We start from the raw sequence: 18786 nt of genomic DNA, 5'->3' as shown, positions 1-18786 counted from the left end.
TCTGGCTGAGCGCTTCTGTGAATCGCTACCATCGTAAGGTACGCCGTTGTTGGCCTACAGCCATGTCAAGAGGGGGCGTTGTGTCACAGAAAAAAGCACAAGCGGATGAAATCCGACGTGCGGTGAAGTTTTTTCGTACATCGTCCGTACAGCTTAAGACTGTTAGAATCGCCAGTCGTTTTTTCCAGGAGCCTGCCCCCGTGATCACTTCTCGCCTGCGCACTTTGCGCGACCACATCCGTTGGGCTGTCAGCCGTTTCCATGGGGAAGACCTGTTTTTTGGCCATGGCACCGACAATGCCTGGGACGAAGCCCGGCAACTGGTGCTCGGCGCCTTGCACCTGCCGTGGGAAATTGCTGACAGTTATCTGGACTGCAACCTGGAAGAGGATGAACTGGTCAATCTGCAGCGCTTGCTCAATCGCCGGATTGAAGAGCGCATTCCCACCGCCTACCTGTTGGGGGAAGCGTGGTTTTGCAGCATGTCGTTTATCGTTGATGAGCGAGTGCTGATCCCGCGTTCGCCGATTGGCGAGCTGATCGAAAACCGCTTCGAACCTTGGTTCGCCGTACCGCCGGCGCGCATCCTCGACCTGTGCACCGGTTCTGGCTGCATCGGCATTGCCTGTGCCTACGAGTTCCAGGACGCCGAAGTGGTACTGGCGGACTTGTCGTTCGAAGCGCTGGAAGTGGCCAACCAAAACATCGAGCGTCATGGCGTCGATGAACGGGTCTACACCGTTCAGGGCGACGGCTTCGACGGCCTGCCGGGCCAGCGTTTTGACCTGATCGTTTCCAACCCACCGTATGTCGATGCCGAAGACTTCGCCGACATGCCCGACGAATACCAGCACGAACCCGAACTGGGCCTGGCCTGTGGTGAAGATGGCTTGAACCTGGTACGGCGCATGCTGGCCGAGGCGGCGGATCATTTGACCGAGAAAGGCTTGTTGATCGTCGAGGTGGGCAACAGCCAGGTTCATGTCGAGGCGCTATACCCCGAGGTAGATTTTGCCTGGCTGGACTTCAAGCGAGGCGGGCATGGGGTGTTTATGCTCACCGCCGAACAGTGCCGGCAGCATCAGGCGGTGTTTGCCTCAAGGGTTTAACCTTGCTCACTGTAGGAATCGGGACACAAAATGTGTGGCTTGCCTGCGATAGCGATGGGGCAGTCAATGGTGAGGCAGGATCTGGCAATTGAGTACATATCCGTTATTTTGGTCAGGGCGTAACCCCAAGCCGCCCTGACCAAAATAACGGATATGTACCCAGCCCAGCCTCTGCCCGCAGCCCCATATTCAACTCAATTTCTTCAGTGCGAATCAGTTGTCAGCGATGCGTCGCAATCCAGATCAACAACCCCGCCTGAAACACCGTAAACGCCACCAGGCAAGTAATGGTGAAGCGCAAGCCGCTGTCTTCTCGCTTGAACTTGATGACCTTTTCCTCTTCCTTGCGCAGCCTCACTTCCTGCTCCGCCAGGTTCTGCTCGGCTTGCTGCAGCATCTGCGCCGCTTCGAGGATTTCCACGAACTGCAGCTTTTCGGTGCTCCAGCTGTCCAGCAGGTCGCTGACCTTGCCCGGTTGCACGTTGCCCTTCAAATGCTGGACATCGGCGTAGGCCACATCAAAGCCCTGGATGCGCAGGAAGTGATCACGCCGCAGGCGCGTGGCTTCGTTCAGCGCATCCTTGTTCGCCAGGTCGACACCGTCGACGCGATAGTGTGACCACTTCTTTTTTGCCCAGGCGACACCCTGTGCCACCAGGAAGCGACCGATGCCACGGTTGGCCGGTTCGATCTCCAGGCTGTTGCCGGGGCCGAAATGCACCCGCTGGGTGGCGTGTTCAACCCAGATATCCAGGTGGTTCTGTTCGCGCCGCACTCGCTGCCCAGGCAGTTGGATGACCATGCGTAGCAGGCTCTGGTCCTTGTTATTGCGTTCGGCGTAGCCAAATTGAACAAAGCGCAACGGCCGCACGCCGGTGGCGCGATCGGTTGCCAAGGGCGCCAGGCGCAGCATCTTGAAGTGTTCGGCCTGAACCTCCGCCCACGGCAGCGCAGCCGCTGCGGCGGCTTCGGTTTCAGCGGGGGTTTCGGCGGGAGATTCCGGTATTGCGTCGGTGTTCGTCATTCGGTGCGATCCTGTCCAAGCCCCTGCGAGTCGACAGTCTTTTTGCTGTTGACCCTGTGCTTATCGGCCGCTTTATTCAGGACTGGAGGGCAAATGCTCGCTTAACTGGGGCGAAGTCCGTCGATAAAGCGAATCAGGCGGGTACCCAGCTCAGCAGCGAGAGGCAATTGCGGGTTGTTGTAGGAGGCCAATTGCTGTTTCACATCGTTGGGGACGATACGCATCACATGGTTCATGCCTTCGATCACTGTCAGCTCGGCATCCGGTTTGGACGCCTTGAGCTTCTGCGCGTCAGCCACGCCCACTTGCAGGTCGTTGGTGCCCTGGATGATCAGGGCCGGCATCGTCAGCTTGGCAAACGCGGCCGAAGGATCGGCGCGGAACAGGCTGATCAGATAAGGCTGCACGCTGGGACGGAAAATGCCCTCAAGCGGGCCGGGTACATCGGCGTCCACCTGGCCGGACTTGAGGTGGTCGAGAATCTGGTTGCTGCGCAGCAACAGGGCCGGGGGCAGATGGTCAGCCAGTTGCTGGCGGATCACCTGGTCCACCGGGCGGGCGCTGCCGGACAGGGAAATCACCCCGGCGGGATTCAGTTGCGGGGCGGCGAGGGCGGCCACCAATGCGCCTTCGCTGTGGCCCAGTACAATCAGCGGCCCCAGGCGCGGGTCGGTTTTCAGCAGTTTGCCCCAGGCGACGGCGTCGGCCACGTAGGCGTCCAAGGTCAGGTTGCGCTCATCGGGTGTTGCCGCGAGGCTGGCGGCCACACCGCGCTTGTCATAGCGCACGCTGGCGATGTTGTGTTTGGCCAGCACCCACGCCAGGCGTTTGAGGCTGTCGTTACGTGCGCCATCGGCGCTGTTGCCGTTGCGGTCGGTGGGCCCTGAGCCGGCAATGATCAGTACCACGGGCACCGGGCTGTCGGATTTGGGCAGCAACAGCGAGCCGAACAGCTCGCCGCTGCCGGTGTCCAGGCTGATGGGCCGTTGCAGCACGACAGGGGAGGCGGCGAAGCCAAGGCTGGAAAACAGGGTGAGGGTCAAGAGCAAGACTCGAAGCATCATCGCGCCATCATGAGGAAGGTGCCGGTTGGACCAACGTCTACCGGTAAGGTTTCGAGGATGAACTACTGAGAGAGCCTGCGTATACTGGCGCGCTTAGTTATCACGGTTGAGTTATTTCAGCTGATTTCACGGAGCGCCCTGCATGTCCGGCAATACCTACGGCAAGCTGTTCACTGTCACCACCGCTGGCGAAAGCCATGGCCCGGCGTTGGTCGCCATTGTCGACGGCTGCCCGCCGGGTCTTGAGCTGTCCCTGGAAGACCTGCAGCGCGATCTGGATCGCCGCAAGCCCGGCACCAGCCGCCACACTACCCAGCGCCAGGAGCCCGACGAAGTCGAAATCCTCTCCGGTGTGTTCGAGGGCCGCACCACCGGTTGTGCCATCGGCCTGTTGATCCGCAACACCGACCAGAAGTCCAAGGACTACTCGGCTATCAAGGACCTGTTCCGCCCGTCCCATGCCGACTACACCTACCATCACAAATACGGTGAGCGCGATTACCGTGGTGGCGGTCGCAGTTCGGCGCGGGAAACCGCCATGCGCGTCGCAGCCGGCGCCATTGCCAAGAAATACCTGGCCACCCAGGGCATCGTCATTCGCGGCTACATGAGCCAGCTCGGCCCGATCGAAATCCCGTTCAAGACTTGGGACAGCGTTGAAGAAAACGCCTTCTTCAGCCCCGACCCAGACAAAGTGCCGGAGCTGGAAGCCTACATGGACCAATTGCGCCGGGATCAGGATTCCGTCGGCGCCAAGATCACCGTAGTCGCCGAAGGCGTGATGCCGGGCCTGGGCGAGCCGATCTTCGACCGCCTGGACGCCGAACTGGCCCATGCGCTGATGAGCATCAACGCGGTCAAGGGCGTGGAAATCGGCGCCGGTTTCGCCAGTGTTGCCCAGCGTGGCACCGAGCACCGCGACGAACTGACGCCTGAAGGGTTTGTCAGCAACAACGCTGGCGGTATTCTCGGCGGCATTTCCTCCGGCCAGCCCATCGTTGCGCACCTGGCACTCAAGCCAACGTCGAGCATCACCACGCCGGGGCGTTCCATTGATGTTCACGGCAACCCGGTGGACGTGATCACCAAGGGTCGCCATGACCCATGTGTCGGCATCCGTGCCACGCCGATTGCCGAAGCAATGATGGCTATCGTGCTGATGGATCATCTGCTGCGCCATCGCGGGCAAAATGCCGATGTGCGTGTGAGCACCCCGGTGTTGGGTCAGTTGTGACGGTCTGACGGCCGTGGCAGCGCTTGCGTACTGGCGGCTCTCCAGCTTTTACCTGTTCTATTTCGCCCTGCTCGGATCGACAGCGCCATTCCTGGCGCTGTATTTCGATCACCTCGGGTTTTCCAGCGCGCGCATCGGCGAGTTGGTAGCTATCCCCATGCTGATGCGCTGCGTGGCGCCCAATATCTGGGGCTGGCTGGGGGACTACACGGGCCGGCGCCTGGCCATCGTGCGGTTTGGCGCAGTCTGCACCCTGTTGAGCTTTTCGCTGATCTTCATCAGCAAGTCTTACGCCTGGCTGGCGCTGGTCATGGCCTTGCACGCTTTCTTCTGGCATGCGGTGCTGCCGCAGTTTGAAGTGATTACCCTGGCGCATTTGCAAGGCCAGACCTCGCGCTACAGCCAGATCCGCCTGTGGGGCTCCATCGGTTTTATCCTGGCCGTGGTGGCCCTGGGTCGCCTATTCGAGGCCTTGAGCCTGGACATTTACCCGGTGGCGATCGCGGTGATCATGGCGGGCATCATCGGTGCCAGCCTATGGGTGCCCAATGCCCAACCGTCGACCCAGGGCAATCGCCTGGCCGCCGATGGCTTCTTGCGCCAACTAAGCAGCCCCGGCGTAATGGCGTTTTATGCCTGCGTCGCGCTAATGCAAATGAGCCACGGCCCGTATTACACCTTCCTGACCCTGCACCTTGAACATCTTGGCTACAGCCGTGGCGTGATCGGCCTGCTCTGGGCCCTGGGGGTGGTGGCGGAAGTGTTGATGTTCATGGCCATGAGCCGGATTCTGACGCGCTTCTCGGTGCGCCGGGTGCTGATCGCCAGTTTTTTGCTGGCGGCGATGCGCTGGCTGTTGCTGGGTTCGTTTGCCGAGTTTTTCTGGGTGCTGCTGTTTGCCCAGGTCTTGCACGCCGCTACTTTCGGCAGTTTTCATGCTGCTGCCATTCAGTTCGTCCAGCGTAGCTTCGGCGCTCGCCAGCAAGGCCAGGGACAGGCGCTGTATGCCGCTCTTGCCGGCACCGGAGGCGCGGTGGGCGCCTTGTATTCGGGGTATAGCTGGAACCTGCTGGGGCCGACCCTGACTTTCAGTATTGCCAGCCTCGCGGCCCTCGCGGCCGCTGTGATCATGGCTGTTCGATTGCCAGAGGAGCAGTCATGAGCCGTGGTGATCAAGAAGCAGCCTTGCGCCTAATGATTTATACCGCCCGACCGGACCTTGAAATGCCGAACGGTGGTGCCGACCGAGGAACCCTTTCATGAGCAGTCTTTTCGTTTACCACATCAGTACCCCGGATACGCCGAACAAGGTGCTGACCCATTTCGACGATATCGCATCCACGCTGGCCGAGCAGGGCGTGGGTTTTGAGCGTTGGCAAGCCGCTACCAGGATCGAGGCGGGCGCCAGCGAGGTCGACGTGATTTCGGCGTACAAGGCACAGATCGACACGCTGATGACCAAGGGCGGCTACACCTCGGTGGGTGTGCTCAGCGTCAACAGCGATGATCCGCAAAAAGCCGAAATTCGCGCGCGGTTCCTCGACGAACACCGCCATGGTGTCGACGAAGTCCGTCTTTTCGCTGCGGGCCGTGGGCTGTTCAGTTTGCACATCGGTGACTACGTCTATGCCGTGCTGTGTGAGAAAAACGACCTGATTTGTGTACCCGCCGGGACGGCTTGCTGGTTCGATATGGGCGAGGAACCGCGATTCGTGGCGATCCGCCTGTTCAGGGGCGCCGAAGGTGGGGGTGAGCTCTTGACTGGCGACGATATCGCCAATGGTTTCCCGCGTCTGGACGACTGACGCTTCTGACCACTGCCTCACCGGCAACGGTCAAGTTTCATCTGCGAAACATCTATTGCAAATAATGCGGTAAAAAAAACGGGCCGTGATGCACGGCGGCATCACGACCCGATAAATGAAACGTGCGCTTATGCCGAGTGGTAGGTCGGCAGGGCAAAGCGGTGCTGGCTTTGCAACATCGAAATCTGCGGCAGTTCGCTGGCTTGTTCGGCCAGGTCACGACGGATGGCGCTGATGACCCACGTCAGTTGATCGGCCGTGTGCAACTGCTGATAAGAAATCGAGCGCTTGATTTGCTTGCCTTCGCTGTTGCGCAGGGTCAGCAGGATGCCACCGTCAGGACGGGCCTGGGTGGTGACGTCGAAATTGGAGAACACAGAAGAAAACTTATCTTGGATCAGGCTCATGTCTATCAGCTCCGTTAGCTCATGATTGGCAAGCGTGGAGTGATAGGTGCAGTGATTGTGCCAGTATTCTGTTTTTCTAAAAGTCGTTATAAATCAACGTGTTGTAAGTTTTCCCTATTTTTGGATTCGTGCAATCTGCATGAATGGCCATCGTGCATCCTGCATTTTGCTTTGTCCAGGCGGGGATTTTGCCGTTGCCGGACAAGGCAGGACATCCATACCGACCACTCAATGGCTGTATAAATTCCCTTTATCGTCTCCCGCTGATCCGGGATACAAAACTTTTCAAATCCTGCGTGTACAGCCAAAGAATGGTTGGCGTATTTTCCTGCAAGCCATTCATCGTTAGTCCTACAGGGGATGGATGGCCAAGGATCATACGAATAATAAGAAAAAGGACGTTCCCGCTCATGAGCCATCAGCAAAGTGACATGATTACCTGGGGCATGATGTTGCGTAAGGTGCCCACTATCGTCCGGGCCTTGCCAAGGCTGGTACGCGGCATCCGCGTCGCCAACATCACCGACCCCAACCAGCCTTGCGGGCTGGGCTTCACCTTCGAACAGGCCACCCTGCGCAACCCCAATGGCGCCGCGTTGCTGTATGGCGACCGGGTGCTCAGCTACACCGAGGCCAACCAGCAAGCCAACCGCATTGCCCATTATCTGCTGGAACAGGGCATCGGCAAGGGCGACGTGGTGGCGCTGTTTATTGAAAACCGTCCGGAACTGTTGTTGACCGTGCTGGCCGTGGCCAAGGTCGGCGGCATTTGCGCCATGCTCAACACCGCACAAACCCACGCGGTGCTGGTACACAGCCTGAACCTGGTCAAACCGGTGGCCATTGTCGTGGGGGCGGAACTGGTCGCGGCCTACACGGCCGTGCGCGATCAGGTGGCGATTGATCCGGCGCGAACCTGGTTTGTCGCCGAGCAGTTCCAGGCCCCTGCGCCGGATGGCTACGTCGACTTGATGGCGGCCAGCGCTGGAGCCTCGGTGGGCAATCCGGCCAGCAGCCAGCAGATCTACTTCAACGACCCTTGCTTCTACATCTACACCTCCGGCACCACGGGGCTGCCCAAGGCCGGCATCTTCAAGCATGGACGCTGGATGAAATCCTCAGCCAGCTTCGGCACCATCGCCCTGGACATGGGGCCCGATGACGTCATGTATTGCACCTTGCCGCTGTATCACGCCACGGGCTTGTGCGTGTGCTGGGGTTCGGCGATAGCCGGGGCGTCGGGATTTGCCATCCGCCGCAAGTTCAGCGCCAGCCAGTTCTGGGACGATGTACGTAAATTCAACGCCACGACCCTGGGATATGTCGGTGAACTGTGCCGTTACCTGATCGACCAACCGCCCAGCGTGCACGACCGGGACAACCGCGTGGTGAAAATGATCGGCAACGGCCTGCGCCCTGGGGTCTGGGCACAATTCAAGGAGCGTTTCGGTGTCGATCACATCTGCGAACTGTATGCCGCCAGCGACGGCAATATCGGCTTCACCAATGTGTTGAATTTCGATAACACCATCGGTTTTTCCCTGATGCACTGGGCGCTCGTGGACTACGCCCATGACACCGGTGAGCCAATTCGCGGCAGCAACGGCTTCATGCGCGAAGTGCAGAAGGGCGGCCAGGGCCTGCTGCTGGCCAGGATCGACGACAAGGCACCCTTCGATGGCTACACCGACCCCGAGAAGAACCGCAAGGTGGTGCTCAGCGATGTGTTTGAAAAGGGCGATTGCTATTTCAACACCGGTGATCTGTTGCGCAGCATCGGTTTCGGCCATGCGCAATTTGTCGACCGCCTCGGGGACACCTACCGCTGGAAAGGCGAAAACGTCTCCACCACCGAAGTGGAAAATATCTTCATGCAACACCCGCAGATCGCCGAAGCGGTCGCTTATGGCGTCGAGATCCACAACACCAACGGCCGGGCCGGGATGGCGGCGATTACCCCGTCTGAATCCCTGGCGGCTCTGGACATGCGGGCGTTATTGCAGTTTGCCCATGGCCAACTGCCGTCCTATGCCGTGCCGTTGTTCCTACGGATCAAGGTGACAATGGAAACCACCGGCACCTTTAAATACCAGAAGGTGCGGCTCAAGGAAGAAGCGTTCGACCCGGCCAAGGTCGGTGACGATCCGCTGTACGCCTGGCTGCCGGGCTCCGATACCTATGTGCCCGTGACTGGCGACATGCTTGTGGATATCCAGGCAGGCAAGTTTCGCTATTGATTGTGCCTATGGTCGCGGTGAGGAAAAAAGGGGTGACAGGTTTGGCGGCGCTCGGGAAACTGAGCGCCTTACGAAATGCCGAACAAGGAGCCACAGATGACAGACCAAGCCAAACAAATGACCGAAGAAGAAGCTGCCGAGTTTGCCGAGCAGGTCTTCGACGTGGCGCGCAAGGGCGATGCAGCCTTGCTCGCGGCACTGCTGGCCAAGGGCTTGCCGGCCAATCTGCGTAACCACAATGGCGACACCTTGTTGATGCTGTCCGCCTACCACGGCCACGCCGATGCGGTGAAAGTGCTGCTGGAATTCAAGGCCGATCCGCAGATTGCCAACGACAAGAACCAGTTGCCGATTGCTGGTGCGGCGTTCAAGGGCAACCTGGACGTGGTCAAGGCGCTGATCGAAGGCGGTGCCCAGGTTGAAGGCGCATCCGTCGATGGTCGTACTGCGTTGATGATGGCAGCGATGTTCAATCGCACCGAGATGGTGGATTACTTGATCTCCAAGGGCGCCAACCCCAAGGTAACGGACGCCCAGGGCGTTACCGCGCTGGCCGCGGCCCAGACCATGGGCGCAGTGGATACGGCGGCGCAGTTGCAAAAACTGGTGTAGGCGCGGCGGGACGTAATGTCTTGCACGGTCAACATGTGGGTAGGTTGGGTTGGGTTGGGTTGGGTACATATCCGTTATTTTGGTCAGGGCGGCTTAGGGTTACGCCCTTACGGCGTGTCACTTTGCAAAAGCGGCAAAGTAACCAAAGCGCTCTTGCCCCACCACTTGGTGCCTCGCTAGGGCTCGGCATGCCCTCTCTCCGGCATTGCTCCGTGGGCCGCCGCGATGGGCCATCCCTGGCCCAGCGCGGCTAAACCGGCGTCCTGCCGGTTTACCCACAGATCAATGCCTGCGTTCAGCCATCGTGGTTAACGGGGCGCCTTAGATCAAGATCAAAAGCACGGCGGCCTGGTAGCCGACCTGAGTGGTGGAAAGCAAGAGCGGATCGACTGCCACTGTAGGAGCGAGCTTGCTCGCGATGGTCGTTAACGATGACGCGGGCTTTCTGAGTGAGCGCGGTGCCTGTAAGTCCATTGCCGGCAAGCCCCTGCCATCGGCAACCTCAACAGATGAGTAGATACCGGCCAAAACTGGAATTGTTGCCCTCCATAGACCAGTGTTATCTTCGCGCCCTCAAAACCAGCCTCAGCCACAGGATTCGCCCCATGAAAACCGCACTCGTCGAACTCATCAACAAAATCAGCTCCGGCTGCATGAGCGAAACCGAGGTCGTAAAAGTGGCCGACGAAGCGGCCCAGGCGTTTGCTGATCCTGAGGCGTTTCTGGCGGCCAACCCGGACATCAACTACGACGACACTTTTCCGATTCCCTTGGGTGAATGGATTGTCGTCGGCAGCCTGCCGGACACCGTGCTGTTCCAGGCCGACACCTATCAGGACCTGTTCGCCCAGATCGTCGCCTCCTTTGGCCCCGGCGTGGCGTTCAACCTCAAACCCAAGCAGCTTGCTAAAACTGAGGCGCTCACCGCGCTGAACCGCATCCAGATCCAGATGAGCGCCCTGAACCCGGAAAACGGCGGCTATGTGCTGATGAATTTCAGCCAGTTGCTCGATGACGAGATTCAGATGGTGCTGGTCTATGGCAACGATGTGCCACGGGTGCTGGAATTGTGTGCCCAGGTTGGCATCAAGGGCGAGCCGTCCCTGGAAGCCCTGCGGGTTGCGGTCCACGTCTGAAATAATACGGAACCCTAGTCACGGCGAACTATCCTAAAGAGGCAAGCCCTCACTATAGGAGCGACACCATGGGTTCCACTTTTAATAGTCTGATCGGGTTGATCATCCTGGCGCTGGATATCTGGGCGATTATCAACGTGTTCAAAAGCGGCGCCGGTACCGGGGCAAAAGTGCTGTGGATCCTGTTGATCCTGCTGCTGCCAGTGTTGGGCTTGATCATCTGGGCGATTGCCGGGCCACGGGGCAATGTGCGGATCTGACTGATCACCCTGCAATACCCCCCGTAGCAACTGTCGAGTGAAACGAGGCTGCGTTTGCGGTGTGTCAGACAGGCCGCCGGACGCAGCCTCGTTTCACTCGACAGCTGCTACGGGGAATATCTACACAAAATCACCGTAGCAGTTGTCGAGCCCCAGCGAGGCTACGTCAGCCACACCGCTGCCATCAGATCAGCCCCCAGCACCAGTCGCCCCCCCACCAGTCTCGCTAAAGCTTGACCGTGAACGGAGTATCTACGGTCGCGTCATGGCAATGGCTTTGATACGGTTGAGTTGTTCAAATTAACCAACTGCCTTCCAGCTCCAGCAGTTTCAACTTGTTTTCAATCCCGCCACCGTACCCCACCAGCGTTCCATCACTGCCCACCACCCTGTGGCAGGGAATGATGATGGAAATCGGATTGGCGCCATTGGCAGTGCCTACGGCGCGAATGGCCTTGGGATTGTCCAGGTGCCGGGCCTGCTCGCCATAAGTCCAGGTACGCCCGTAAGGAATCAGCAACAGTGTTTGCCAGACCTGCTGCTGGAACGGCGTGCCCACTGGCGCCAGGGGTAGCTCAAAGACTTCCCTTTTTCGGGCGAAATACTCATCAAGCTGGCGGCACACCTCGTCCAGCTCATTCGTTGCCGGGGACCATTGCGCCTGGACATGCTCCTGGTGGATGTCCATGTACAACACGCGCAGCCCCTGTTCGTCCGCCGCCAGAAGCAGCGGGCCGAGAGGGCTTGGGTGATAGCGATAAAACATGCGGGTCAATCCACAGAGGCAGGTCGGACTCAACGATAAAGCCTGAGCAGTTTTTTGTGTATCGAGATATTCGCTGTACAAAATTTTCACATTCTATCCAAGACAATTCGCCGGCTTTATTTCCTCTGCCAAGGCTCTAAGTTGGCATCTGCAACGGTGGAAAAGTAGAACGCGGTCAGTAATCAATGGCGTAGACGCTGTTGATCGGGCACCATTTGCCCCCCCGCGTCAGTGCTCAACCTCGATTGGTATGGGCGAGGGCTGTACGCCGCTGCATTTTTTCGCAACTTAAACTTCCAATGGGTCCTGAAACGACATGGCAAACCCGGACGCCCTGAGTCAGCAGCGAGCTTCTAATCGCTTGCTGCAACCGACCGTCAAATCCCATCTGGCTTACACGCTGCTTTGCGCTCTGGTCATGATGGTGATGTTCTCCCTGCTGCGCCTGGCGCTGCTGGTGTACAACCGCGAGATGATCCTCGACACGCCAGCCTCGACCTTCCTCGAAGCATTCGCCAACGGCCTGCGCCTGGACCTGCGCCTGGTGGTATACCTGAGTATCCCGCTGATTCTGGCGCTGTTCAGTGTGCGGGCCATGGCCGCTCGCGGCTTCTTCCGGTTCTGGCTGACCGTCGCTTCCAGCATCGCCCTGTTCCTGGGCCTGATGGAGATGGACTTCTACCGCGAGTTTCACCAGCGCCTCAACGGCCTGGTGTTCCAGTACGTGAAAGAAGACCCGAAAACCGTGATGAGCATGCTCTGGTACGGTTTCCCAGTGGTGCGTTACCTGCTGGCCTTGGCCTTGGGTACGCTGATCCTGAACATCGCCTTCAAGGGCGCCGATCGCGCCACCCGGCCTCGTGGCCCGTTCAGCGGTGGCACGGTCGGCACCCGCCAAGTGGCGCCGTGGTACACCCGCATTGGCGTGTTCGTGGTCTGCCTGCTGATTGCCGTGGTTGCCGCCCGTGGCACGCTGCGCCAGGGCCCGCCGCTACGTTGGGGTGATGTCTACACCACCGATTCGAACTTCGCCAACCAGTTGGGCCTCAACGGCACCTTGTCGCTGATTGCCGCGGCCAAGGCGCGATTCTCCGAGCATCGCACCAACGTTTGGAAGGCCACTCTGGAACAACCCCTGGCCACGCAGACTGTGCGGGACATGCTGGTGATGCCAGACGAGAAACTGGTAGACGCCGACACCGCCGCAGTGCGCCGTGATTTCACGCCACCGGCCGAGAAAACCCTGCCAATCAAGAACGTCGTTGTGATCCTGATGGAAAGCTTCGCCGGTCACTCGGTGGGCGCCCTCGGTCGTCAGGGCAATGTCACGCCGTACTTCGACAAGCTGTCCAAGGAAGGCCTGCTGTTCGACCGCTTCTTCTCCAACGGCACCCATACCCACCAGGGCATGTTCGCCACTATGGCCTGCTTCCCGAACCTGCCAGGCTTTGAATACCTGATGCAGACTCCGGAAGGCAGCCATAAGCTGTCCGGCCTGCCGCAATTGCTCAGCGTCCGCGATTTCGAAGACGTGTATGTCTACAACGGCGACTTCGCCTGGGACAACCAGTCGGGCTTCTTCAGCAACCAGGGCATGACCAACTTTATCGGCCGCAATGACTATGTCGATCCGGTATTTTCCGATCCGACCTGGGGCGTGTCTGACCAGGACATGTTCAACCGTGGACTGGAAGAGTTGAAGGCCCGCGAAGGCGGCAAGCCGTTCTATGCGTTGCTGCAAACGCTGTCCAACCACACGCCGTACGCCTTGCCGACGCCATTGCCGGTCGACAAGGTCACCGACCGTGGCAGCCTCAACGACCATTTGACGGCCATGCGCTACTCCGACTGGGCCCTGGGCCAGTTCTTTGAAAAGGCCCGCAAGGAGCCTTACTTCAAGGAAACCTTGTTCGTCATCGTCGGCGACCATGGCTTCGGCAACGAGCAGCAGATCACCGAAATGGACTTGGGTCGCTTCAACGTGCCGATGCTGATGATCGCGCCGGGCATGCAGGAAAAGTTCGGCGAGCTTGACCACACCGTGGGTACGCAGATCGACATCGTGCCAACTATCATGGGCCGCCTGGGCGGTGAAACCCGTCACCAGTGCTGGGGCCGTGACTTGCTCAACTTGCCGGAAGGCGACAAGGGCTTTGGCGTGATCAAGCCTTCGGGCAGCGACCAGACCGTGGCCTTGCTCACCGCTGACCGAGTACTGGTCCTGCCCAAGGAAATGCCGCCCAAACTGTGGCAGTACGAACTGGGCGCCAACCCCACCGGCAAAGTGATTCCTGAGTCGCCTGATGAGGCACAGCTCAAGCAGAAACTTGAAGCGTTCCTGCAGACCGCTACCAAGAGCCTGCTGGATAACACTGCAGGTGTAGTAGACGGTATGCCGGACTAAATAACGGCGAATAAAAAAGAGGCCTTCTTCAAGGCCTCTTTTTTTACATATTTTTCAGTGTGTAGCCGCTTTATATCTTGCCGAGCAACAACAGAATCAGCAGCACTACCAATACGGTACCGAGAATACCCGATGGCCCATAACCCCAGTTGCGGGAGTGAGGGAACACTGGCAGACCGCCGACCAGCAGGAGGATCAGAATAATGATAAGAATGAGGCTCATATTTTGTTTTCCTTATTAGTCTTCTGAAAAGACCTGGTTGTTAAGTCATAAGCCCGACACTTTAATTCGGACGCCTTAATAACTCCGACTGTCGCGCTCAGCAGAAAATTCCCTTTTTTTTTAAAGCTTTTTGGTGGGTGGCTTATTTCTTTTAACGTTGTAGTAGTGGCGTTTGCCACGTTTAAAAAGATTGAACTTCCATCATTTCCAGGCCAGCGACCCGCCCCGCGGTTTGCCCGTGGCATTCAGCACTCTGATGGTGCGTGGGTGCACTAAAGACCTTCGCTACACTGCGGCTCACTTCTTCTGTGAACCACAAGGCTATTTCCTATGCAAAATCGCATGATGATCACTGGCGCCGGGTCTGGCCTGGGACGCGAAATCGCGCTGCGTTGGGCCCGCGAGGGTTGGCAGTTGGCCTTGTCGGATGTCAGCGAGCCGGGCCTGCAAGAAACCCTGAAGCGGGTACGTGAGGTCGGTGGTGATGGTTTTATCCAGCGCTGCGATGTGCGCGACTACAGCCAACTGACGGCTTTCGCACAGGCTTGTGAAGAGAAGCTGGGCGGTATCGATGTGATCGTCAATAACGCCGGTGTGGCCTCTGGCGGTTTCTTCAGCGAACTGTCCCTGGAAGACTGGGACTGGCAGATCGCAATCAACCTGATGGGCGTGGTCAAGGGCTGCAAGGCGTTCCTGCCGCTGCTGGAAAAGAGCAAGGGCCGCATCATCAACATCGCTTCCATGGCAGCGCTGATGCAAGGCCCAGCCATGAGCAACTACAACGTGGCCAAGGCCGGTGTGGTGGCGTTGTCGGAGAGCCTGCTGGTGGAACTCAAGCAACAGGAAGTTGGCGTACACGTGGTATGCCCGTCGTTCTTCCAGACCAACCTGCTGGACTCCTTCCGTGGGCCGACCCCGGCGATGAAAGCCCAGGTGGGCAAACTGCTGGAAAGCTCGCCTATCAGCGCCGCCGAGATTGCCGACTACATCTATCAGCAGGTGGCCGAGGGTGAATTCATGATCCTGCCTCATGAGCAGGGCCGGATGGCCTGGGCGTTGAAGCAGAAGAACCCGCAGTTGCTCTATAACGAGATGACGGTGATGGCGGACAAGATGCGAGCGAAGGCCCAGTCGGCGAAGGGATGATAGTGCAGGTCAAGCCATTACCCTGTGGCGAGCGGGCAAGCCCGCTCGCCACAAAAGCTCGCTCGTGTGCGATGTCAAAAAAATCGTCATTTGTCTGTTACCGGAGTCCAATCCCTAGTCAAACAAATGCTTGGGCACATCGTGCTTGAGCATCAACTGGCATTGCTCACTCTCGGGGTCGAAGATGATCAGTGCCTGGCCTTTGGTCAGCGCTTGGCGCACCCGCAATACACGGGTTTCCAGGGGCGTGTCATCGCCATTGTCGGTGCCGTCGCGGGTGACGAAGTCTTCGATGAGGCGTGTCAGGGTGTCGACTTCAAGTTGGTCGTAGGGGATCAGCATACAAGCCTCGGTTCAGGAATCCCGGCGATGCTACTGCGCCGGGATCATTGTTGCCAGTATCAGGACTTTTGACCGACCAAACTATCCACCGACGGCACTCTGGTGTCGCTCTCCATCTGTGTCTCGTGTTCCAGTTGATGGCTGAAGCGGTCCAGGGACCCTTGGGCCGGTTGCGCGTCGCTGGCAAATACCGGCGGGCTGAGGATGTAGGCGCCCAGCAGGCGACTCAACGCCGCCAGGCTGTCGATATGGGTGCGCTCATAACCATGAGTGGCGTCGCAGCCGAATGCCAACAGGGCGGTGCGGATATCGTGGCCGGCAGTCACCGCCGAATGGGCATCGCTGAAGTAGTAGCGGAACAGGTCGCGACGCACCGGCAGTTCGTTGTCCGACGCCAGGCGCAGCAAATGCCGGGACAGGTGATAGTCATACGGCCCGCCGGAATCCTGCATGGCCACGCTCACCGCATGTTCGCTGGAGTGTTGCCCTGGCGCGACCGGGGCGATGTCGATACCGACGAATTCGCTGACATCCCAAGGTAATGCCGCCGCCGCACCACTGCCGGTTTCTTCGGTGATGGTGAACAATGGATGGCAGTCGATCAGCAACGGTTCGCCGCTGTCGACGATGGCCTTGAGGGCGGCCAGCAGTGCTGCGACACCGGCCTTGTCGTCCAGGTGGCGGGCGCTGATGTGACCGCTCTCGGTAAATTCCGGCAATGGATCGAAGGCGACGAAATCGCCGATGCTGACCCCCAGCGAATCGCAATCGGCCCGGGTGGCGCAGTAGGCGTCCAGGCGCAATTCGATGTGGTCCCAACTGATGGGCATTTCATCCACGGCGGTGTTGAACGCATGCCCGGAAGCCATCAGCGGTAACACGCTGCCGCGTATCACACCGTTGTCGGTAAACAGGCTGACGCGGCTGCCTTCGGCAAAGCGGCTGGACCAGCAGCCTACTGGTGCCAGCGTCAGGCGGCCATTGTCCTTGATCGCCCGCACGGCGGCGCCGATGGTGTCCAGGTGCGCGGACACGGCGCGGTCGGGGCTGTTTTTCTGGCCCTTGAGGGTGGCGCGAATGGTCCCGCGGCGGGTCATTTCAAAGGGAATGCCCAGCTCCTCAAGACGCTCGGCGACGTAGCGCACGATGGTGTCGGTAAATCCGGTAGGGCTGGGAATGGCGAGCATTTCCAACAGCACTTTTTGCAGGTAGTTGAGATCCGGTTCGGGGATGGTTCGGGTCATAAAGACTCCTTGGGTTCGGATCAGCTCAGCTTGAAGGCTGACTATGGGGGAACAACAAATCCACAAACTTCTCAGCCGTCGGCTGCGGTTCATGATTTGCCAGGCCCGCGCGTTCGTTAGCTTCGATAAATACGTATTCCGGCTGGTCAGCCGCCAGCACCATCAGATCGAGCCCGACCACGGGAATGTCCAGGGCTCGTGCAGCGCGCACGGCGGCATCCACCAGGGTAGGGTGCAAAATGGCGGTCACATCTTCCAGGCAACCGCCGGTGTGCAGGTTGGCGGTACGGCGCACCGCCAGGTGTTGGCCGGGCGGCAGGATGCTGCTGTAGTCGTAGCCTGCGGCATCAAGGGTGCGTTGGGTTTCGTCATCCACCGGGATTTTGCTTTCGCCGTCGGTGGCGGCCTGGCGTCGCCGGCTCTGGGCTTCGATCAAGGCGCCGATGGTATGTTGGCCGTCGCCGATCACTTCTGCCGGGCGGCGAATCGCGGCAGCCACCACGTCAAAACCGATCACTACAATGCGCAGGTCCAGGCCTTCGTGGAAGCTTTCCAGCAACACCCGACCATCGAACTGGCGCGCCGCTTCAATGGCTTTCTGCACCTCTTCGATAGTCTGCAAGTCCACCGCCACGCCTTGGCCCTGTTCGCCATCCAGCGGCTTGACCACGATGCGCCGGTGTTCGTCGAGAAACTCCAGATTCTCGTCGACACTCCCCGCCAACTGTTGCGCCGGCAGGTTAAGCCCCGCGGCCTTGAGCACCTTATGGGTCAGGCTCTTGTCCTGGCACAAGGTCATGCTGACGGCGCTGGTCAGGTCGCTCAAAGACTCCCGGCAGCGTACCCGGCGCCCGCCATGGCTCAGGGTGAACAGGCCCGCATCGGCATCGTCTACTTGCACATCAATTCCGCGCCGATGGGCCTCCTCGACGATGATCCGCGCATAGGGATTGAACCCCGCTTGTGGCCCCGGCCCGAGGAACAGCGGCTGATTGATGCCGTTTTTGCGTTTGATGGCGAAGGTGGTCAGCACCCGAAAGCCGAGCTTGGCGTAGAGGCTTTTCGCTTGACGGTTATCGTGCAATACCGACAGGTCAAGGTAACTCAGCCCACGGCTCATAAAGTGTTCGATGAGATGGCGCACCAGCACTTCGCCGACCCCGGGCCGGGTACATTGCGGGTCCACTGCCAGGCACCAGAGGCTGCAGCCGTTTTCCGGATCGTGAAAGGCTTTCTGGTGATTGAGGCCCATGACGCTGCCGATCACTGCGCCGCTGTCCTCATCCTCTGCCAGCCAGTACACCGGCCCGCCTTGATGACGTGGGGTCAGCAACGCCGGGGCCACCGGCAACATGCCGCGGCCCTGGTACAGCTGATTGACTGCCTGCCAATCCGTCTCGCTCTGCACGCGGCGAATGCGAAAACCGCGAAATACCCTGGTCGCCGGGCGGTAGTCGCTAAACCACAGGCGCAGGGTGTCGGAGGGATCAAGAAACAACTGCTGGGGATCAATCCCCAGAATTTGCTGGGGCGCCGCCACATACAGGGCGATATCCCGTTCCCCAGGCTGCTCGTTGAGCAACTCCAGGGCCAGGCTCGCCGGGTCGGGAAAAGTGTGGCCGATCAACAGCCGGCCCCAGCCGCAGTGCACGGCGACAGGCTCGGGGCCCAGTTCGCTGCCATCTTCGGCGAAGCGGGCTTGCAGGCGCTCATAGGAGGGCGCCTGGCCCCGCAGCAAGCGTTGGCTGTAAGCCGTGGCATGAGGTTTCATGA

The 18786-nt window shown here is 59.4% G+C and carries 18 protein-coding genes; 10 read left to right on the top strand and 8 right to left on the bottom strand.

The window, feature by feature from the left end:
• Positions 1-200: 200 nt before the first annotated feature.
• Positions 201-1109, top strand: a complete 909-nt coding sequence (gene prmB, locus ACZRJ6_RS20300; protein ID WP_463969762.1) for a 50S ribosomal protein L3 N(5)-glutamine methyltransferase — start codon at positions 201-203, stop codon at positions 1107-1109.
• 220 nt (positions 1110-1329) lie between these two features.
• On the opposite strand, the gene ACZRJ6_RS20295 is transcribed toward prmB, so the two are convergent.
• Positions 1330-2133, bottom strand: a complete 804-nt coding sequence (locus ACZRJ6_RS20295) for a hypothetical protein (protein WP_463969763.1) — start codon at positions 2131-2133, stop codon at positions 1330-1332.
• A gap of 101 nt (positions 2134-2234) precedes the next feature.
• Positions 2235-3197: an alpha/beta hydrolase gene (locus ACZRJ6_RS20290; RefSeq protein ID WP_463969764.1), complete on the bottom strand. Its 963-nt coding sequence runs from the start codon at positions 3195-3197 to the stop codon at positions 2235-2237.
• Between the two features lie 142 nt (positions 3198-3339).
• On the opposite strand from ACZRJ6_RS20290, the gene aroC reads away from it, so the two are divergent.
• The 3 genes from aroC (at position 3340) to ACZRJ6_RS20275 (ending at position 6236) form a co-directional block, all read left to right on the top strand.
• Positions 3340-4431, top strand: coding sequence for a chorismate synthase (gene aroC / locus ACZRJ6_RS20285; protein ID WP_149411547.1), 1092 nt, complete (start codon positions 3340-3342; stop codon positions 4429-4431).
• 13 nt (positions 4432-4444) lie between these two features.
• Positions 4445-5593, top strand: coding sequence for an MFS transporter (locus ACZRJ6_RS20280; protein WP_463969765.1), 1149 nt, complete (start codon positions 4445-4447; stop codon positions 5591-5593).
• Between the two features lie 97 nt (positions 5594-5690).
• Positions 5691-6236, top strand: coding sequence for a 1,2-dihydroxy-3-keto-5-methylthiopentene dioxygenase (locus ACZRJ6_RS20275; RefSeq protein WP_463969766.1), 546 nt, complete (start codon positions 5691-5693; stop codon positions 6234-6236).
• A gap of 128 nt (positions 6237-6364) precedes the next feature.
• Here ACZRJ6_RS20275 and ACZRJ6_RS20270 read toward each other — a convergent pair whose 3' ends face one another.
• Entirely contained in the window at positions 6365-6643 is a 279-nt protein-coding gene (locus ACZRJ6_RS20270; protein WP_463969767.1) for a DUF3509 domain-containing protein, read from the bottom strand.
• Between the two features lie 410 nt (positions 6644-7053).
• Here ACZRJ6_RS20270 and ACZRJ6_RS20265 point away from each other — a divergent pair, with 410 nt between their 5' ends.
• From ACZRJ6_RS20265 to ACZRJ6_RS20250, 4 genes are all read left to right on the top strand, one after another.
• Positions 7054-8880: a long-chain-acyl-CoA synthetase gene (locus ACZRJ6_RS20265; protein WP_463969768.1), complete on the top strand. Its 1827-nt coding sequence runs from the start codon at positions 7054-7056 to the stop codon at positions 8878-8880.
• A 96-nt stretch (positions 8881-8976) separates the two neighbouring features.
• Positions 8977-9492 (top strand): ankyrin repeat domain-containing protein, encoded by a 516-nt coding sequence (locus ACZRJ6_RS20260; RefSeq protein WP_463969769.1) that lies wholly within the window; start codon positions 8977-8979, stop codon positions 9490-9492.
• 605 nt (positions 9493-10097) lie between these two features.
• A complete protein-coding gene (locus tag ACZRJ6_RS20255) occupies positions 10098-10628 on the top strand; it encodes a hypothetical protein (RefSeq protein WP_463969770.1) in 531 nt (176 codons plus the stop codon).
• 68 nt (positions 10629-10696) lie between these two features.
• Positions 10697-10888 carry a PLDc N-terminal domain-containing protein gene (locus tag ACZRJ6_RS20250; RefSeq protein WP_463969771.1) on the top strand — a complete coding sequence of 64 codons (192 nt, stop codon included), beginning with the start codon at positions 10697-10699 and terminating at the stop codon, positions 10886-10888.
• A gap of 295 nt (positions 10889-11183) precedes the next feature.
• Here the strand turns inward: ACZRJ6_RS20250 and ACZRJ6_RS20245 are convergent, their stop codons facing one another.
• Positions 11184-11654, bottom strand: coding sequence for a methylated-DNA--[protein]-cysteine S-methyltransferase (locus ACZRJ6_RS20245; protein WP_149411555.1), 471 nt, complete (start codon positions 11652-11654; stop codon positions 11184-11186).
• Positions 11655-11970: 316 nt separating this feature from the next.
• Between ACZRJ6_RS20245 and ACZRJ6_RS20240 the strand changes: the two genes are divergently transcribed.
• Complete coding sequence (locus tag ACZRJ6_RS20240; RefSeq protein ID WP_463969772.1) at positions 11971-14058, top strand: LTA synthase family protein; 2088 nt, start codon at positions 11971-11973, stop codon at positions 14056-14058.
• A gap of 70 nt (positions 14059-14128) precedes the next feature.
• On the opposite strand, the gene ACZRJ6_RS20235 is transcribed toward ACZRJ6_RS20240, so the two are convergent.
• On the bottom strand, positions 14129-14281 hold the full coding sequence (locus tag ACZRJ6_RS20235; protein WP_003216767.1) for a DUF3309 family protein: 153 nt from the start codon (positions 14279-14281) through the stop codon (positions 14129-14131).
• A gap of 330 nt (positions 14282-14611) precedes the next feature.
• Between ACZRJ6_RS20235 and ACZRJ6_RS20230 the strand changes: the two genes are divergently transcribed.
• The gene (locus ACZRJ6_RS20230) at positions 14612-15427 is read left to right on the top strand and encodes an SDR family oxidoreductase (RefSeq protein ID WP_463969773.1); all 816 of its coding nucleotides are present in this window, start codon (positions 14612-14614) and stop codon (positions 15425-15427) included.
• A 114-nt stretch (positions 15428-15541) separates the two neighbouring features.
• Here the strand turns inward: ACZRJ6_RS20230 and ACZRJ6_RS20225 are convergent, their stop codons facing one another.
• From ACZRJ6_RS20225 to ngg, 3 genes are read right to left on the bottom strand one after another with little or no spacing between them, the layout of a single operon-like run.
• Positions 15542-15769, bottom strand: a complete 228-nt coding sequence (locus ACZRJ6_RS20225) for a YheU family protein (RefSeq protein ID WP_149411558.1) — start codon at positions 15767-15769, stop codon at positions 15542-15544.
• Positions 15770-15828: 59 nt separating this feature from the next.
• Positions 15829-17013 (bottom strand): osmoprotectant NAGGN system M42 family peptidase, encoded by a 1185-nt coding sequence (locus ACZRJ6_RS20220; RefSeq protein ID WP_149411559.1) that lies wholly within the window; start codon positions 17011-17013, stop codon positions 15829-15831.
• Positions 17014-17038: 25 nt separating this feature from the next.
• Entirely contained in the window at positions 17039-18784 is a 1746-nt protein-coding gene (gene ngg / locus ACZRJ6_RS20215) for an N-acetylglutaminylglutamine synthetase (protein ID WP_463969774.1), read from the bottom strand.
• Between the last annotated feature and the right edge of the window lie 2 nt (positions 18785-18786).

The sequence above is a fragment of the Pseudomonas sp. C321 genome (genome assembly GCF_055407105.1).
This window is presented reverse-complemented; position numbering and strand designations above follow the sequence as displayed.

Excerpts from the sequence above, each read along its gene's own strand:
- ACZRJ6_RS20295 (WP_463969763.1), bottom strand. The coding sequence starts at position 2,133 with ATGACGAACACCGACGCAATACCGGAATCTCCCGCCGAAACCCCCGCT.
- ACZRJ6_RS20290 (WP_463969764.1), bottom strand. The coding sequence starts at position 3,197 with ATGATGCTTCGAGTCTTGCTCTTGACCCTCACCCTGTTTTCCAGCCTT.
- aroC (WP_149411547.1), top strand. The coding sequence starts at position 3,340 with ATGTCCGGCAATACCTACGGCAAGCTGTTCACTGTCACCACCGCTGGC.
- ACZRJ6_RS20275 (WP_463969766.1), top strand. The coding sequence starts at position 5,691 with ATGAGCAGTCTTTTCGTTTACCACATCAGTACCCCGGATACGCCGAAC.
- ACZRJ6_RS20270 (WP_463969767.1), bottom strand. The coding sequence starts at position 6,643 with ATGAGCCTGATCCAAGATAAGTTTTCTTCTGTGTTCTCCAATTTCGAC.
- ACZRJ6_RS20265 (WP_463969768.1), top strand. The coding sequence starts at position 7,054 with ATGAGCCATCAGCAAAGTGACATGATTACCTGGGGCATGATGTTGCGT.
- ACZRJ6_RS20260 (WP_463969769.1), top strand. The coding sequence starts at position 8,977 with ATGACAGACCAAGCCAAACAAATGACCGAAGAAGAAGCTGCCGAGTTT.
- ACZRJ6_RS20255 (WP_463969770.1), top strand. The coding sequence starts at position 10,098 with ATGAAAACCGCACTCGTCGAACTCATCAACAAAATCAGCTCCGGCTGC.
- ACZRJ6_RS20250 (WP_463969771.1), top strand. The coding sequence starts at position 10,697 with ATGGGTTCCACTTTTAATAGTCTGATCGGGTTGATCATCCTGGCGCTG.
- ACZRJ6_RS20245 (WP_149411555.1), bottom strand. The coding sequence starts at position 11,654 with ATGTTTTATCGCTATCACCCAAGCCCTCTCGGCCCGCTGCTTCTGGCG.
- ACZRJ6_RS20240 (WP_463969772.1), top strand. The coding sequence starts at position 11,971 with ATGGCAAACCCGGACGCCCTGAGTCAGCAGCGAGCTTCTAATCGCTTG.
- ACZRJ6_RS20235 (WP_003216767.1), bottom strand. The coding sequence starts at position 14,281 with ATGAGCCTCATTCTTATCATTATTCTGATCCTCCTGCTGGTCGGCGGT.
- ACZRJ6_RS20230 (WP_463969773.1), top strand. The coding sequence starts at position 14,612 with ATGCAAAATCGCATGATGATCACTGGCGCCGGGTCTGGCCTGGGACGC.
- ACZRJ6_RS20225 (WP_149411558.1), bottom strand. The coding sequence starts at position 15,769 with ATGCTGATCCCCTACGACCAACTTGAAGTCGACACCCTGACACGCCTC.
- ACZRJ6_RS20220 (WP_149411559.1), bottom strand. The coding sequence starts at position 17,013 with ATGACCCGAACCATCCCCGAACCGGATCTCAACTACCTGCAAAAAGTG.
- ngg (WP_463969774.1), bottom strand. The coding sequence starts at position 18,784 with ATGAAACCTCATGCCACGGCTTACAGCCAACGCTTGCTGCGGGGCCAG.